Here is a 14013-nt window from a genome sequence, read left to right as displayed (position 1 = left end):
CCGTCATCGGCCAGTTCGTCCTCAGGCGGTTTCGCTTCCCGATCCGAGCCGGGGGAACGGGGCGGTGGAGAAGACGACCTCCACCGCCACCTCGAAGTACTCCGCGATGCGCAGCGCCAGGTGCAGGCTCGGGCTGTATTCGCCGCGCTCGAGGTAACCGATCGTCTGGTAGTGCACGCCGAGCGCCTCCGCCAGCTCGCGCCGGGAGATGCCACGCTCGGCGCGCAGCATGGCGATCCGGTTGTAGATGACCTCAGTAGGCACGCTGCATGGCCTTCTCGCGTCGGGCGGCGACGCTGGAACCCGATTCCCGCCGTGCCATCCTGCGCAAAAGGATCGGCGCGAGAACGAATCCCGCCGCCGCCCAGATGCCGAGCACCGCAATGGTTTCCACATGCCGCCAGGAGCCGCCGAGCTCGACGGCCGCCGCCTCGTCCGGCAACATCGCCGCGCGCATGCCGAGGCCGAGCCAGTAGATCGGGAAGCACTGGGCAATTCCCTGCACCCAGCCCGGTATCGAGGTGATCGGGTAGAAGATGCCCGACACCGCGACCAGACCCATGATGGGCATGGACGCGAACCCGACCCCGCGCGGGCTGTCGAACAGCGCACCGATGCACGCGCCGATGGGCAGGGTGGCCAGCATGCCGAGCAGCACGATGCCGATCAGCGACAGCCACGCGGCCGGGGTGTCCAGCGCGACGTCGCCGACCACGAACAATCCGGGGACGAGCACGATGCCGAACGGCACGAGCACCCAGCCCGACACCGTGACCACCTTGCCGACCAGGTAGCCCACCATCCCGTTCGGAGTCGCCTTGGCGCGCAGCAGGGTTCCGTCCTCGCGCTCCAAGCTGAGCAGCTGGGCGATGCCGAAGATGCCGTTGAACGAGACCAGCATGCCGAGAATGCTCGGCAGCGCGAGCGTCCCGAGCGCGAAGCCGCTCGACCCGAACGTCGTGTTGCGCATGAAGATCAGCACGACCACCATGATGACCGGCCAGAACAGCAAGCCGAAAAGGTCCTGGCCGTTGGTCACCGTCTGCCGCAGCTCGATCGCGCCGCGCGACAAGCCTGCGCGGACCGCGTTCCTGATCGGGTTCATCGCGCCACCTCCTCCAAGGCGTGGACTTCGTTCTCCAGCTGACCGGATTCGAACTGCCGCACCAGTGTCATGTACGTGTCCTCGAGGGACGCGCGGCGCACCTCGAGCTCGCCGATGTCCTCGCCGTACTGCTTGAACAGCTCGTAGACGAACTTGGTCGACTCGGTGGTGGTGTGCACGAAGCGCTGGCCGTCGCGAGTCCAGCGCACCTCGGCCTCGCCCGCGATGCGGCGGGACAACTCGTCGGCCGAACCGTCCGCGATGATCCGCCCGCCCGCCAGGATCAGGATGCGATCGGCCAGCTTCTCGGCCTCGTCCAGGTCGTGCGTGGTGAGCAGGATGGTGGTGTGCAGGTCGTCGGCCAAACGGTGGATCAGGTCGTGGAATTCGCGCCGGGCCTGGGGATCGAAACCGGCGGTCGGCTCGTCGAGGAACAGCAGTTCCGGGCGGCCGACGATGCCGATGGCGACGTCGAGCCTGCGCCGCTGACCGCCGGACAGGGACATCACCTTCGTGCCCGCCTGTTCGGTCAGGCCGACGGCCTCGATGAGTTCGTCGGTGTCCCACGGCCGGCTGATTCGCTCGGTGCCGTACGGCGCGTAGTACCCGCCGAGATTCGACAGCAGTTCGCGCACACGCCATTTCCCGTGATCGCGCCAGGATTGCAGGACGACGCCGATGCGGGCCCGCCAGTCCTCGCCGCCGTGCGCGGGATCGGCGCCGAGGACATCGACCCGGCCCGCCGAACGGATGCGGAAGCCTTCGAGTATCTCGATCGTGGTGGTCTTGCCCGCGCCGTTGGGGCCGAGCAGGGCCAGGACCTCACCGTGCCGAGCCTGGAAGCCGACCCCGTGCAGGACGTCCTTCGCGCCGTAGCGCATTCGCAGACCCTCGACGTCGATCACGACGCCATCGCCCACAGTCATGGCATCCTCCCGTTATGCGGACCGGATGGTTCGTAGCATACCTACTACATTCCGAGGGAACAATGCTTTGCTCGGCCGAAACCGATTGGCGCACCGGCTCGCCGATGGAGGACCAGTCGCCATCGCCGCCGGTGGTGTAGGGGCCGGGCGAGCCGGAAGCGGGGAAGTGTTGCACCAGTGCGCCTTTGTTGCACCAGTCGATGGCGGCGGCGACCACACCGCATCGAATGAGAAATCTGCTGGAGCGCAAGGCGAAATTCGACATGCCAACAGCGTTCGTCGCCGCGCTTTCCAGAAGTTTATGAAGGGCAAAGCATCTCGAGCCTGTCGGTGATGCGGTCGCCCGCTCGCCGGTAGCGGGCCGCTTTTCGAATCCAGTTCGACGCCACGCCGCGCTGGTCGTTGCCTTCCGGCTGTTCGTTATTCAGCCTTAGCTATGCCCGACACCTGCCCCACCTGCTCGTGGTCCTCGCCGATGCTCGTGTCCTCGCATCGCTCCGTCCGCTATTTGCGCTGCGTGTGCGGTAGATGGCTGGTCTCGCACGGTGGTGGGGTGGATCTGGTCGCCGAACGCGGTATTGCCGCCGAGCCGCAGGCGGCCGAACACCTCGAACTGATTCCGCTTCCCGAGGGGTGAGCGTTGATTCGGCGCGCGATTCGGTTCGCGTGCTTTCCCTTTCGGGATATCGGCGATTCCGGTAGCGCCGGCGTTCTGCGCACGAAGACTATTTCGTAGTCCGGCCGAGCGAGTCGGGTCGCGATCACTTCGGCTCTGTCGAAGCTGGAAGTGCCGACGGTCGAGCACTTCTGGCGGATCGCGGCCGTTTTCGTGCTCGTGGGTTCGACGCTTACTTGTTGGTTCGTCTGGTTCCTCGGTAAGTGTTGCCTCGTTGCCTCGTTGCCTCGTTGCCTCGTTGCCTCGTTGCCTCGTTGCCTCGTTGTCCATGTCCATGTCCATGTCCATGTCCATGTCCATGTCCATGCCCATGCGCGTTGCCCGTGCCCGTGACATGCGCCGAGCTCGGGTGGCATCCGGGAGGGACCGCGCGTCAACAGAAAAGAGAGCACTGCTCTTGACTTTGTGCGCACAGGGGTGAATCATTGTTCTCAACAGAGAGCAGTGCTCACAGAATGAGGAGACATCATGGACGCCACCACCCGCTACATCGGCCCCACCGGCTTCGATCCCATCGTGAACCGCATCGTCAACTGGCTGCCCCGGCTGGGAATCAGCATCGCGGGATCGCGGCTGCTCGCCGTGCGTGGCCGCAAGAGCGGGGAGTGGCGGACCACGATGGTGAACCTGCTGGTGGACGAGACCGGCGCGCGCTACCTGGTCGCGCCGCGCGGGCACACGCAGTGGGTGCGGAATCTGCGGGTCGCCGGCGCGGGCGAATTGCGGCTCGGGCGCAAGGCCGAGGCGTTCACGGCCACCGAGGTGGCCGACGCGGACAAGACGCCGGTGCTGCGGCTCTACCTGGAGAAGTGGGGCTGGGAGGTCAACCGCTTCTTCGACGGCATCACCAAGAACTCGACCGACGACGAACTCGCCGCCATCGCATCGGGTTTCCCGGTTTTCCGTATCGCGTGAATCAGCGGGTGGCGAGGAATTCGATGGCGGCGGCGTAGCCCTGAATTCCCATGCCCGCGATCACCGCGGTGGCGATGGGGGAGATGAAGGAGTGGTGCCGGAATTCCTCGCGGGCGTGCACATTGCTGATGTGCACCTCCACGATCGGCACCTCGGGGATCACCAGCGCGTCGCGCAGCGCGACCGAGGTGTGGGTGAGCCCGCCGGGATTGATGACGATCGCCGACTCCGCGCCGCGCGCCTCATGGATCCGATCGATCAGCGCGCCTTCGTGATTGGACTGGAACGCGACGATCTTCCTGTCGAACTTCGCCGCAGTCCGTTCGCATAGTTCGACCACGTCGTCGAGGGTGGCCGAACCGTACACCTCGGGCTGGCGGGTGCCGAGCATGTTCAGGTTCGGCCCGTTGAGGACCAGGATCGGGGCGGTGTCGGCCATGGGGCCAACCCTAATGGGCGCGGCCACAGAGCGAACCGCGCCCGGCCGAGCAGGAACGCCCGGCTCACGAACCCCGGCTCACAAACCTTTCGGGCCCTCCGACCGCAGGTCGTCGACCTTGCGCATCGCCGTGCGCAGTTCCTCGAGCCACGCCTCGGCGTGCTTGCCCGCCAGTTTCACCGTCCAGGCCAGCGCGTCGGAGCGAGAGCGGGCGACGCCGGAATCGACCAGGGTGTCGAGCACTTTGCGCTCCGGCTGGCGCAACCGCGTCATCACCGGAACGGCGAGCTGGGTGAACATGATTCGTTCCCCGTCCACGGAGACGCCCCACGCCACGTTGCGGCCGTAGCGGTGCTGGGCCTCGCCCGCGATCTGCATGCGCGCCGGGCGGGTGGATTCGCGGAAGCGGGCGATGGCGCCCTCTTTCGTCGCGGCCGGGATCTTCTCGGTGGGCGCTTCGGCGTCCTCGGTGTCGGTGGGCTCGGGCTTGGGCAGCGGCAGCTCGCCGATGACCACGATCTCGTCGCGGTCCACCTCGATGACCGGTTTGCCGGCGAACCAGTCGCTGGGCAATCTTCCGGCGAACCAGTCGGGCACATCGGCGGGGTCGGGAAGATCGGCCTGTTGCCAGCCGCCGGGGCGTCCGAAACCTCGTCCGCGGTGTTCGTGCCTCATGGCGATTCTCCTTCAGGAGCAAGGCGTGTATGCCTACTTACTGTGGTGCGGTGTTGCAATGATTACAAGATTACGCCGCAAGTCAGCGCGGTGGTTCCGCTCTGCGTGAACAGGGTGGGGAAGGGGTACTCCAGGGAGGTCGTACTGTGCCGGACGCGCTCTGTTCGGGACGGATCACTGACCGCAGGGGTTCTCGCCCGCGTTCGCGTTTCGGCAGGTACGGTAGCGGCGCCGGTTATCGCCTTGTGACTGGACACCGTTACCGATCGGGACCTTCGGACAGGCGTTTTCGGGCACAATTGACAATGCTGAGCATGGGTAACGGCCCGATCACCGGGACGTCGCAAACAGGTTCATTTCAGGTACGGTGGTCTTGTTGCTGGAGTGACAAGAGTGAAGAGTGGGCGACATGGATGTGAGGGGATCTCGCCGCTTTCGCGTTAGGGGCGCACTAGCACTCGCGGGAGCGGCGGCTGTGGCAGTCACCATGGGTTCCTGCGGGTTTCGCGAGGAGCCCAGCGAGCCCGCGGCCGTCGTCGAGCGCTTCACCGAACTCCTCGACAACCAGGATTACAAGAAGGCATCGGAGCTCACCTCCTATCCGAACGCCGCTTCGGCAACGCTGAAGCAAATGTTCGAGGGTCTGCATCCAGGCAAGGTCGACTACCAGAAGACCCAATTCATCGGCCTCGACTCGCAGTCGGCGATCTTCAGCATGGACGTCGACTGGAGCTTCGGCGCGAACAAGAACTGGAGCTACAGCCTCCAGGGCACGGTCCGCAAGCTCGCGATCGGCTGGCGGATCTCCTGGGAACCGTCTGTCGTGCTGCCGCAGTTGCAAGGCAACCGCACCGTGAAGCTGGTGCGCACCACGCCGACCCCGCCCCCGCGGGTCCTCGACATGGTCGGCGCGCCGCTGATGCACGAGCAGGTCATCAACGTGATCAAGCTCGACCCGACGCGAATGCCGGATCCGGTCGCCTCCACCGACGCGCTGGCCAAGGCCATCGAGCCCGTCGCGCCGCTGATCACCGGCCCCGCGCTGATGCAGCAGCTGGCCTCCTCTCAGGGCAAGCCGATCGTGGCGGTCAACCTGCGCGATGGCGATTTCGCGATCCTGGAACCGCGGATGGCGCCGATTCCCGGCGTGGTGATGGAGAAGCACCCGCGGCTGATCTCCTCGGACCGCCGGGTCTGGTCGCCGCAGCTGGACGCGCTGCGCAAGGTCTGGGAGACCAGCCAGGACGAGCACTCCGGCTGGGGCGTGCAGATCTTCGAGCCGGACGGGCGATTCATCAGCCAGGTCGCCGGCTACCAGGGGCCGCCGGGGCCGGACATCATCGCCACCATGGACCAGCGGTTGCAGCGCGCCGCCGAGGACGCGGTGGTGAGCGTCGGCACGCCCGCCACGATCGTGGCGATCCAGCCGTCCAGCGGAGCGGTGGTCGCGGTCGCGCAGAACAGTCAGGCCAGCGAGCACGGACCGATCGCGTTCACCGGCCTGTACCCGGTGGGCGGCAATATCGAGCTGTTCCGCGCCGTCGCGGCGGCCGGTAACGGCAAGGCTCCGCAGGACGTTTCGGTGCAGGAGGCGGCGGAGGCCGCGAGCAGGCTCGGCATCGGCATCGATTTCCAGGTGGCAGGGCTGGACGAGGTGACCGGACGGCTGGCCATCGCCGGACGCAGCGCCGAGCAGGTGCGCCAGGGCGGCGGGTCGGACGCGGTGCTGGCCAGCCCCTTCGGGATGGCGATCGCGGCGGCGTCGATCGCGCGCGGCGAGGTGCCCGCGCCGAAGATCGAGGTCACCAAGACGGGTGGCACCGACGCGCAGCTCACGCCGCTGGGCGGCGAGCTGACCGAACGGCTGCGCACCATGCTGCGCGACGCGACCGGAGCTCCCGATCTGTCGCCGCTGCGGCCTTACCCGGTGATCGCCTACGCGGCGAAAGCGGGCGACGACGGCTGGCTCATCGCGAACATGGGCGATCTGGCGTTCGCGGTGCACATCAACGACGTGGACAGCGGGAACGCCACCGCGCGGATGGCCGCCAGGATGTTGCAGTCGCTGGCCGCGCCGGAGCCGTCGTGATCGCCGCGCTCGGGTTCGCGCGCTGATCGGTTCGCACGCCGATCCGGTGCCTGCGATCCATCCGCGCGGCGGATCAGTTCAGCGCTCGGATCGCCGCGCGCCAACCCAGCAGGAACAGCGCGAGCACCGTGGCCGCGACCAGTACGAAGCTGAACGCGATCCCCTGTCCGCTGATCGCGCGCAGCGCCATTCCGCCACCGAGGGTGCCGAGCCACACCAGGACTCCCGTTGGCCACACCAGGGTTCCGTCGAGGCGTCCGGTGCGGCGCTCCACGGCGAGCGCGGCGGCCCACCCGATCGCCAGTCCGATGGCAAACGGCCACAGCGTCTTCAGCAGGCCCGCGATCACCGCCTCGTCGTGACTGCGCCGGCCGATGACGCAGAACAAGATCACCAACAATGCGTCCACCGCCACCGGGACCAGTCTCTTCACGGGCGCAAGCGTAGTGCGGCATCGTTTCGATCTCGATCTTGACACCGATCCGATACTGGCCCTGTCCAGTCACTTCGCCGGGACGTCGTCAGGCGTTCAGAGCGTGCGGCGCGTCTCGAATTCCTTCTCGTAGTCGGCGTCGTCGGCTTGAGGTGTACGGAAGAGGAAGGCGAAGACGATCCAGCCGACGATGGCGACCAGGATGAAGCTGACCAGGCGGTAGACGAAGGCGGCGGCGACCGCTTGGGCGGCGGGCAGGCCCGCGCCCGCGGTGAGGCCGTAGATCAGGGTCGCGTCGACGTAGACGATGCCGCCGGGGGCGAACGGGATGGAGCCGACGGCCTTGCCCGCGGTGAAGGCGATGAGCAGGCCCGCGAGTTTCGGATCGGCGCCGACGGCGTAGCAGGCCGCGCCGAGACAGGCGACGTCGCCGAATCGGTGCACCAGCGCCCAGCCCGCCACCCAGACGCCATCGCGTTTGCCGAGATCCACCGACTCGAGCTGGGTCAGGATCTCGGCGACCTTGCTCATGCCGTGGTCGGCAGAACGCTTGCGTACCCGGTTGACCAGCGCGAGCAGCCGACGCAGCACCTTCTCCAGCGAGCCGGGATTGCTCGAGATGTAGTTGCCCGCCCAGATCAGGGCTGCCACCGCGGCGAGCGAGAGCACGAGCTTCAGCGGTCCCACCTGATTGCCGACCAGCAGCGCGCCGCCGACGCCGAGCAGCGCGAGCCCGGCCGTCGCGATCACGCCGGAGATGACCAGCTGCCAGGACGCGACGATAGGACTCGCGCCCCAGCGCCGGGTCTGCCGGTAGGTGAACGCGGTGGAGAACACTTGCCCCGCGGGCAACGTCACCGACATCGCGGTCGCGCCGTACACGACCGCCACGGATTTGCTCTGACTCACGTCGACGCCGCCGGCGCGCAGCAGTTGTTTCTGCACCCGGCCGAATCCGCTCATGGCAAGCGCTTGGAACCAGATACAGGCCGCGACCCAACCCCAATGAATTTCGGTGAGTTTCTGCCACGATTCGTGTAGCCGCGGCCACAGATAGACGCCTTCGCCGATCAACAAAGCCAACAGCGCGGCGCCCAGCAACCATTTGGCCCACCAGAATTTGCTCCGGCCTTGCTCGACGGTGGACGTTCGCGGTGCAGGCTCGCCCGCTGTATCCCCGTTGGCCGTCACGCCGTCAGCCTAACGAATCTGCTGTTCGAACGTCGGCATCGGTGCGCGGGTCGGCGCCTTCTTTCGGCCACGCCAATCGGGTTTTCCTGCGGCGACCGCGCAGCTGCACCTCTTCGCCTTCCACCCAGAACTCCTGCTCGCTTTCCTCCGCGAAATACAATGCGCTACCGGAGGCGAGCACTCGGCCGGGTTGATCTTTGGCCAATTCGGTCAATCGGGAAGCCTCGTTGACCGGATCGCCGATCACCGTGTATTCGAAACGGTTGGCGGCGCCGATATTTCCGGCGACAGCCAAACCCGCGGACACGCCGATGCCGATGTCGAGGCCGGGCACCTCGCGCAGCGCCTCGCGGAGTTCGCGGCCCGCCGCGAGCGCCGCGGTGGGCGCGTCCGGCCGGTCCAGCGGCGCGCCGAAGATGGCGAGCGCGGCATCTCCGACGAACTTGTTGACGAACCCGTGGTGCCGGTCGATCACGTCGACCACGATGCGGAAGAACTCGTTGAGCAGGCTCACCACCTCGGTGGGCGGCCGTTCGGCGGCGGTGGCGGTGGAGCCGACCATGTCGACGAACAACACCGCGACGAACCTGGTCTCTCCGCCCAGCTCGGTGCCGTAGTCGAGGGCGCGCTGCGCGACTTCCTCGCCGACGTGCTGACCGAACAGCTCCTGGAGCTGGCGGCGCTTGGCCGCCTCCTCCATCATGCGGTTGAAGCCGACCTGGAGCAGGCCGATCTCGCTGCCGTCGAACACCTCGACCTGCACATCCCGGGCGCCCTCCTGCACCCGGTCGATGGCCTGGCTGAGCTGGCGCACCGGGTCGGAGATGCTCGAACCGGTGAGCATCGACAGCGCGAGCGCCTGCAAGATCACCACGCCGCAGAGCAGCAGGATCGAGATCGCCAGCGACTGGGCGGAGAACTTCACGTCCGAGGAGATCTGGGTGACGCACAGCAGCACGATGGCGATGGTGGGCGCGAAGGTGCCCATGCCCCAGGTCATCCCCATCCTGGTGCCGACGCCCGGCGTCAGGGTGTGATCGAAGGTGCCCTCGGTCAGGGCCTGCGCCGCGACCGGACGCAGGATGCGCTCGCCGAGCATGTAGGTGAAGCCGAACACGATGGTGGCCGCCATGCACTCGGTGACGATCACCGCACCGGCCAGCGCGGGCGTGTCGGAGATGATGAGTCCGGCCAGCACCGCGCCGCCGATCAGCCACAGCGCCAGATGCAGGATCGCCTGGCGCAGCGGCGCGTGCAGTGCGGCCATCTGTTCCTGGCGGCTCGGCGGACCGCCGCGCATCTGCCAGCGCATGACAGGGCGCAGCATCAGCGCCGAAGCGGCGAGGCTGAGCAATCCGCCGGTGATGAAGACGAGTGCGGGGATGAGCAGACCGGTGTGTCGGGTACCGGCCGCCTCGCCTTCCGGAACGGGGAGTCCGTACTGGATGAACGCCCACACCAGCACCGCGCCGAAGGCATTGGCCAGCAGCATCGATGTCAGGTAAAGCGGCCAGCGCGTATGCATGGTCTGCTTGACCGCTTCCAAGGGCGCTGACACGCCCCCTAATCTAGCGTTTCGATCATTCGTCCACGTGCGGCTGTCCGGACCGCCCGGCTCGGAGCGCTACCCTCAACGAGGTGACCGAGCTCGAGGAACGTCCACGCCGGGACTCCGCCGCGGACGCGGTGCACCCGATCGTCCGGCAGACCGCGGAGTGGGCATGGCGCCTGCTGGTCATCTTCGCCGCGGTGCTCGCCCTGGTGATGATCGTGCAGCGGCTGGCGACCGTCGTCATTCCCACGGCCATCGCGCTGCTGGCTGCCGCGCTGCTCGCGCCTTTGGTGGACTGGATGCAGCGCCTCGGCATACCGAGGTGGGTCGGGGTGTTCGTCTCGATGGTCGGCTCGCTCGGGCTGGTCGCGGGCATCATGACCTTCGTCGTCGAGCAGTTCGTCGATGGTGTGCCGCAGCTGTCCGACGAGTTCACCGGCAGCATCCACAAGATCCAGGACTGGTTGATCAACGGCCCGCCGCACATGAGCGACGATCAGATCCGCAACGCGGGCGACACCATCGTCAAGACGATCCAGTCCAATCAGGACAGTCTCACCTCCGGCGCGCTCACCACGGCCACGGTGATCGGGCACATACTGACCGGGACTTTCCTCACCCTGTTCATCCTGATCTTCTTCCTCTACAGCGGCGATCAGGTCTGGCAGTTCGTCACCCGGATCGTGCCGACCGCGCACCGGGAACGGGTCCGGCTGGCCGGGCAGCTCGGCTTCGGATCGCTGGTCGGCTTCGTGCGGGCGACCGTCGCGGTCGCGGCGGTCGACGCCATCGGCATCGGGGCGGGGCTGGCGATTCTCGGGGTGCCGTTGGCGCTGCCGCTGGCCTCGCTGGTGTTCATCAGTGCGTTCATCCCGATCATCGGCGCGTTCCTCGCCGGATCCATCGCGGTGTTCATCGCGCTGGTCACCAAGGGACTGGTGACGGCGCTGATCGTGCTCGGCATCATCATCGCGGTGATGCAGCTGGAAAGCCATGTGCTGCAACCGCTGCTGCTCGGCCGCGCGGTGAGCATCCATCCGCTGGCCGTGGTGCTGGCGATCGCGGCGGGCGTGGTGCTCGGCGGGATCGCGGGCGGCCTGCTCGCGGTGCCGTTCGTCGCGGTGATGAACACGGCGATTCGATCGCTGCTCGCCGACAGCCCGGAGGAGACGTTCGGCGAATTGCAGACCGCCGAGCATCGGCTGTATTCGGCGGAACCGGACCGGCCGGATCCGGGAAGGTTCGATGTCGAGGCGACGCTCGCCGAGGAGGTCGCGCTGCTGAGCAAGGTGCGCGGGGGCGACGCAGGCACCGGACGACAGAACGCCGATGAGCCCGGCCGCGCCGACTGAGCTCAGTCCGGCCGACGCGGCGACCGCGCCGCTGTGGCGGGCCGTGCAGGCGTTCCGGCTCGTCACGCTGCTGTACGCCGTCGGCCAGCAGGTCGCGTCCGTGCCCTACTACCAGAACCAGCGTCTGAGCTGGGTGTTCATCGCATTGATGGTGGTCTGGTCCGGGCTGTCCGCGCTGATGCTCTCGCAGTGGCATGCCGACGTGGTCAAGGTGCGGGTCTGGGTGGTGATCGGCGACCACATCGTGGTGATCGGGTTGATCGCCGCTACCCGGCTGGTCGCCGACTACGACTGGTACCACGGGCACCAGACCCTGCCGACGACCATGTGGGCGGCCAACGCGGTGATCTCGGCGGCGATCCTGCGCGGGCCGGTCGCGGGCATCGCGTCCGGGCTGCTGATCGCGGCGGTGATCATCACCGTGCGCGACCAGTGGGGACAGGACGTCTGGGCGGACGCGACCGCGCCGGTGCTCGTCTCGGTGGGCTTGGCGCTCGGGCTGGCCGCCAACACCGCCCGGCGCGCGCAGGAGCAGTTGCAGCGCGCGGTGCGCCTGACCGCCGCGGCCGAGGAGCGCGAGCGGCTCGCCCGCGAAGTGCACGACGGCGTGCTCCAGGTGCTCAGCTACATCAAGCGGCGCGGCAGCGAAATCGGCGGACCCACCGAGGAATTGGCGTTGCGTGCTGGTGAGCAGGAGGTGGCGCTTCGGGTGCTGATCTCCGAGCAGGGCGTGCGCGAGGACGCGGGCGGCGCCGAGCTGGATCTGCGTCCGCTGCTGACCGTGCACGCGACGCCGAAGGTGTTCGTCTCGACGCCGGGCGAGCCGGTGCGGGTGGGGCGTTGGGCGGCAGGGGAAATCGCCGCCGCCGTCGCGACCGCCCTGGTCAACGTCGAGCTGCACGCCGGAGTGGACGCGAAAGCCTATGTGCTGCTGGAGGACACCGGCGCCGAGCTGATCGTCAGCGTGCGCGACGACGGCGTCGGCATCGCCGCGGGCAGATTGGCCGAGGCGGAAGCTGAAGGGCGGATGGGAGTTTCGCGGTCGATCGTCGGGCGAATCGGCGCGCTGGGCGGTACCGCGGAGCTGCTCACCGAGGGCAGCGCGGGCGAGGGCGTCGAATGGGAATTCCGTGTCCCGCGCGACGCACGTTGACCTGGGGCTTCTGGCACGATGAACGGTACGGCGAGAGGAGCGGTGCGGTGACCGATGACGGTGCGGCCGGGACCATTTCGGTGATGGTGGTGGACGATCACCCGATGTGGCGCGACGGGGTCTCCCGCGATCTCGCCGAGGCCGGGTTCGAGGTCGTCGCGACCGCGGACGGTGTCGGTTCGGCCACCAGGCGCGCCGCGGCCGTACGCCCCGCCGTCGTCCTGATGGACATGCAGCTACCGGACGGGAACGGCGCTGTCGCCACGGCCGAGGTGCTGCGCGTCTCGCCGCGGAGCCGGGTGCTGGTGCTTTCGGCCTCGGCCGAGCGCGACGACGTGCTGGACGCCATCAAGGCGGGCGCCTCCGGTTATCTGGTCAAGAGCGCGTCGGCGGCCGAACTGATCGACGCGGTGCGCGCGACCGCCGCCGGTCAGCCGGTGTTCACGCCGGGGCTGGCCGGGCTGGTGCTCGGCGAGTACCGCCGGATGGCGACCGCGCCCGCCGAGCCCGACGAACCCCACCGGCCCGCACTCACCGAACGGGAGACCGACGTGCTGCGGATGGTGGCGAAAGGGTTGTCCGCCAAGCAGATCGCGTCCCGGCTCGGGTTGAGTCACCGGACGGTGGAGAACCACGTGCAGGCGACGCTGCGGAAGTTGCAGCTGGCCAACCGGGTCGAACTCACCAGGTACGCGATCGAACAGGGGCTCGAGTAGGCCGGGACATCCGACCGGCGGAGGATCCGCACGCGCGCCGGAATCCGGGATCGCCCTGATGCCGAGACCGTCGCCCCTCGGTAGCCTCGAAGCCATGGGCGGCCCCGAATCGGTATCCAATGGTGTCGGCTCCGATGGTGCGGTCGGCGATCGGGATCTGCGCGTCTCCGACGCCGAACGCGAGCACGTCGGTCAGCTGCTGCAGCGGGCCGTCGGGCTCGGGATGCTCTCGCTCGGCGAGTTCACCGAGCGGATGGACACCGCCCTGGCCGCCAAGACCCGCGGCGAACTGAACGCCGTGCTCATCGATCTGCCCGGCGTCCGCCTCATCGGTCAGCCCGCCGCACGGCCCACGACGTTCGTGAACTCCACGCCCTCGTTCGCGAATCGGCCGCCGATGCCGCCCGCCCCGGCGGGAAACGTGATTCGCGGCCGCATGTCGAGCGTGAACAGGCGCGGGCCGTGGCAGGTCGCGCCTTCGCTGCACCTGAACAACTGGTTCGCGGGCGTCACCCTCGATTTCACCGAGGCGGTCATGTCCACCCAGGTGGTCGAGTTGAACATCGACGACTACTGCAGTTCGCTGACCCTGGTGGTGCCCGCCGAGGCCACCGTCGACATGAACGGTCTCGACCTCATCGGCGCGAGCCTCAACAACAAGGTCCGCACCGGTCCTCCGCTCGGCCCGCTCCACCTGGTCGTCCACGGCCGCGTCCGCCTCGGCTCGGTCACCGCCAAGCATCCGTTCATCGCCCATTGGCGCAAACTGCTCGGGCACTGACCCGTGCCTT

General features: G+C 67.9%; 15 protein-coding genes. 7 read left to right on the top strand and 8 right to left on the bottom strand.

The features are described 5' to 3' along the window. Window positions 1-21 precede the first annotated feature (21 nt). Genes AC3ERS_RS16625 through AC3ERS_RS16615 form a run of 3 tightly spaced genes read right to left on the bottom strand, consistent with a single transcriptional unit; the run spans window position 22 to window position 2031 of the window. The gene (locus AC3ERS_RS16625; protein WP_174555485.1) at window positions 22-264 is read right to left on the bottom strand and encodes a helix-turn-helix transcriptional regulator; all 243 of its coding nucleotides are present in this window, start codon (window positions 262-264) and stop codon (window positions 22-24) included. Continuing rightward, the gene (locus AC3ERS_RS16620; protein ID WP_431968388.1) at window positions 254-1105 is read right to left on the bottom strand and encodes an ABC transporter permease; all 852 of its coding nucleotides are present in this window, start codon (window positions 1103-1105) and stop codon (window positions 254-256) included. The genes AC3ERS_RS16625 and AC3ERS_RS16620 overlap by 11 nt, the downstream gene beginning before the upstream one ends. Continuing rightward, window positions 1102-2031, bottom strand: a complete 930-nt coding sequence (locus AC3ERS_RS16615; protein ID WP_431968386.1) for an ABC transporter ATP-binding protein — start codon at window positions 2029-2031, stop codon at window positions 1102-1104. The genes AC3ERS_RS16620 and AC3ERS_RS16615 overlap by 4 nt, the downstream gene beginning before the upstream one ends. A 436-nt stretch (window positions 2032-2467) precedes the next feature. On the opposite strand from AC3ERS_RS16615, the gene AC3ERS_RS16610 reads away from it, so the two are divergent. Together AC3ERS_RS16610 and AC3ERS_RS16605 are read left to right on the top strand one after the other, a co-directional pair. After that, the gene (locus AC3ERS_RS16610; protein ID WP_431968384.1) at window positions 2468-2668 is read left to right on the top strand and encodes a hypothetical protein; all 201 of its coding nucleotides are present in this window, start codon (window positions 2468-2470) and stop codon (window positions 2666-2668) included. 507 nt (window positions 2669-3175) lie between these two features. Then, window positions 3176-3622, top strand: a complete 447-nt coding sequence (locus AC3ERS_RS16605; RefSeq protein WP_431968382.1) for a nitroreductase/quinone reductase family protein — start codon at window positions 3176-3178, stop codon at window positions 3620-3622. 1 nt (window position 3623) lies between these two features. Here AC3ERS_RS16605 and aroQ read toward each other — a convergent pair whose 3' ends face one another. Beyond that, the gene (gene aroQ, locus AC3ERS_RS16600; RefSeq protein WP_431968380.1) at window positions 3624-4061 is read right to left on the bottom strand and encodes a type II 3-dehydroquinate dehydratase; all 438 of its coding nucleotides are present in this window, start codon (window positions 4059-4061) and stop codon (window positions 3624-3626) included. A gap of 78 nt (window positions 4062-4139) precedes the next feature. Next, on the bottom strand, window positions 4140-4736 hold the full coding sequence (locus AC3ERS_RS16595) for a hypothetical protein (RefSeq protein ID WP_431968378.1): 597 nt from the start codon (window positions 4734-4736) through the stop codon (window positions 4140-4142). Window positions 4737-5211: 475 nt separating this feature from the next. Here AC3ERS_RS16595 and AC3ERS_RS16590 point away from each other — a divergent pair, with 475 nt between their 5' ends. Beyond that, on the top strand, window positions 5212-6825 hold the full coding sequence (locus AC3ERS_RS16590) for an NTF2-like N-terminal transpeptidase domain-containing protein (protein WP_431968376.1): 1614 nt from the start codon (window positions 5212-5214) through the stop codon (window positions 6823-6825). Between the two features lie 73 nt (window positions 6826-6898). Here the strand turns inward: AC3ERS_RS16590 and AC3ERS_RS16585 are convergent, their stop codons facing one another. The 3 genes from AC3ERS_RS16585 to AC3ERS_RS16575 form a co-directional block, all read right to left on the bottom strand. Next, window positions 6899-7258: a DUF3054 domain-containing protein gene (locus AC3ERS_RS16585; RefSeq protein WP_431968374.1), complete on the bottom strand. Its 360-nt coding sequence runs from the start codon at window positions 7256-7258 to the stop codon at window positions 6899-6901. A gap of 96 nt (window positions 7259-7354) precedes the next feature. Continuing rightward, on the bottom strand, window positions 7355-8449 hold the full coding sequence (locus tag AC3ERS_RS16580) for a lysylphosphatidylglycerol synthase transmembrane domain-containing protein (RefSeq protein ID WP_431968372.1): 1095 nt from the start codon (window positions 8447-8449) through the stop codon (window positions 7355-7357). A gap of 4 nt (window positions 8450-8453) precedes the next feature. After that, on the bottom strand, window positions 8454-9974 hold the full coding sequence (locus AC3ERS_RS16575; RefSeq protein WP_431968551.1) for an adenylate/guanylate cyclase domain-containing protein: 1521 nt from the start codon (window positions 9972-9974) through the stop codon (window positions 8454-8456). Between the two features lie 113 nt (window positions 9975-10087). Here AC3ERS_RS16575 and AC3ERS_RS16570 point away from each other — a divergent pair, with 113 nt between their 5' ends. The 4 genes from AC3ERS_RS16570 to AC3ERS_RS16555 all read left to right on the top strand — a co-directional run bounded on the left by AC3ERS_RS16570 (window position 10088) and on the right by AC3ERS_RS16555 (window position 14003). Further along, a complete protein-coding gene (locus AC3ERS_RS16570) occupies window positions 10088-11353 on the top strand; it encodes an AI-2E family transporter (protein WP_431968370.1) in 1266 nt (421 codons plus the stop codon). Continuing rightward, a complete protein-coding gene (macS, locus tag AC3ERS_RS16565; RefSeq protein WP_431968368.1) occupies window positions 11331-12506 on the top strand; it encodes a MacS family sensor histidine kinase in 1176 nt (391 codons plus the stop codon). The genes AC3ERS_RS16570 and macS overlap by 23 nt, the downstream gene beginning before the upstream one ends. A gap of 83 nt (window positions 12507-12589) precedes the next feature. After that, complete coding sequence (locus AC3ERS_RS16560) at window positions 12590-13222, top strand: response regulator (protein ID WP_431968549.1); 633 nt, start codon at window positions 12590-12592, stop codon at window positions 13220-13222. A gap of 94 nt (window positions 13223-13316) precedes the next feature. Then, window positions 13317-14003 carry a DUF1707 SHOCT-like domain-containing protein gene (locus AC3ERS_RS16555; protein WP_431968366.1) on the top strand — a complete coding sequence of 229 codons (687 nt, stop codon included), beginning with the start codon at window positions 13317-13319 and terminating at the stop codon, window positions 14001-14003. Window positions 14004-14013: the final 10 nt, after the last annotated feature.

This window comes from Nocardia sp. bgisy134, assembly GCF_057708325.1.
Note: the sequence above shows the minus strand (reverse complement) of the source record. Positions and strands in the feature narration are given on the sequence as shown.

Bases quoted from the DNA above. Each gene is read 5' to 3' on its own strand.
- macS (WP_431968368.1), top strand. From the start codon at position 11,331: ATGAGCCCGGCCGCGCCGACTGAGCTCAGTCCGGCCGACGCGGCGACC.
- aroQ (WP_431968380.1), bottom strand. From the start codon at position 4,061: ATGGCCGACACCGCCCCGATCCTGGTCCTCAACGGGCCGAACCTGAAC.
- AC3ERS_RS16595 (WP_431968378.1), bottom strand. From the start codon at position 4,736: ATGAGGCACGAACACCGCGGACGAGGTTTCGGACGCCCCGGCGGCTGG.
- AC3ERS_RS16605 (WP_431968382.1), top strand. From the start codon at position 3,176: ATGGACGCCACCACCCGCTACATCGGCCCCACCGGCTTCGATCCCATC.
- AC3ERS_RS16560 (WP_431968549.1), top strand. From the start codon at position 12,590: ATGGTGGTGGACGATCACCCGATGTGGCGCGACGGGGTCTCCCGCGAT.
- AC3ERS_RS16615 (WP_431968386.1), bottom strand. From the start codon at position 2,031: ATGACTGTGGGCGATGGCGTCGTGATCGACGTCGAGGGTCTGCGAATG.
- AC3ERS_RS16610 (WP_431968384.1), top strand. From the start codon at position 2,468: ATGCCCGACACCTGCCCCACCTGCTCGTGGTCCTCGCCGATGCTCGTG.
- AC3ERS_RS16620 (WP_431968388.1), bottom strand. From the start codon at position 1,105: ATGAACCCGATCAGGAACGCGGTCCGCGCAGGCTTGTCGCGCGGCGCG.
- AC3ERS_RS16555 (WP_431968366.1), top strand. From the start codon at position 13,317: ATGGGCGGCCCCGAATCGGTATCCAATGGTGTCGGCTCCGATGGTGCG.
- AC3ERS_RS16575 (WP_431968551.1), bottom strand. From the start codon at position 9,974: ATGCATACGCGCTGGCCGCTTTACCTGACATCGATGCTGCTGGCCAAT.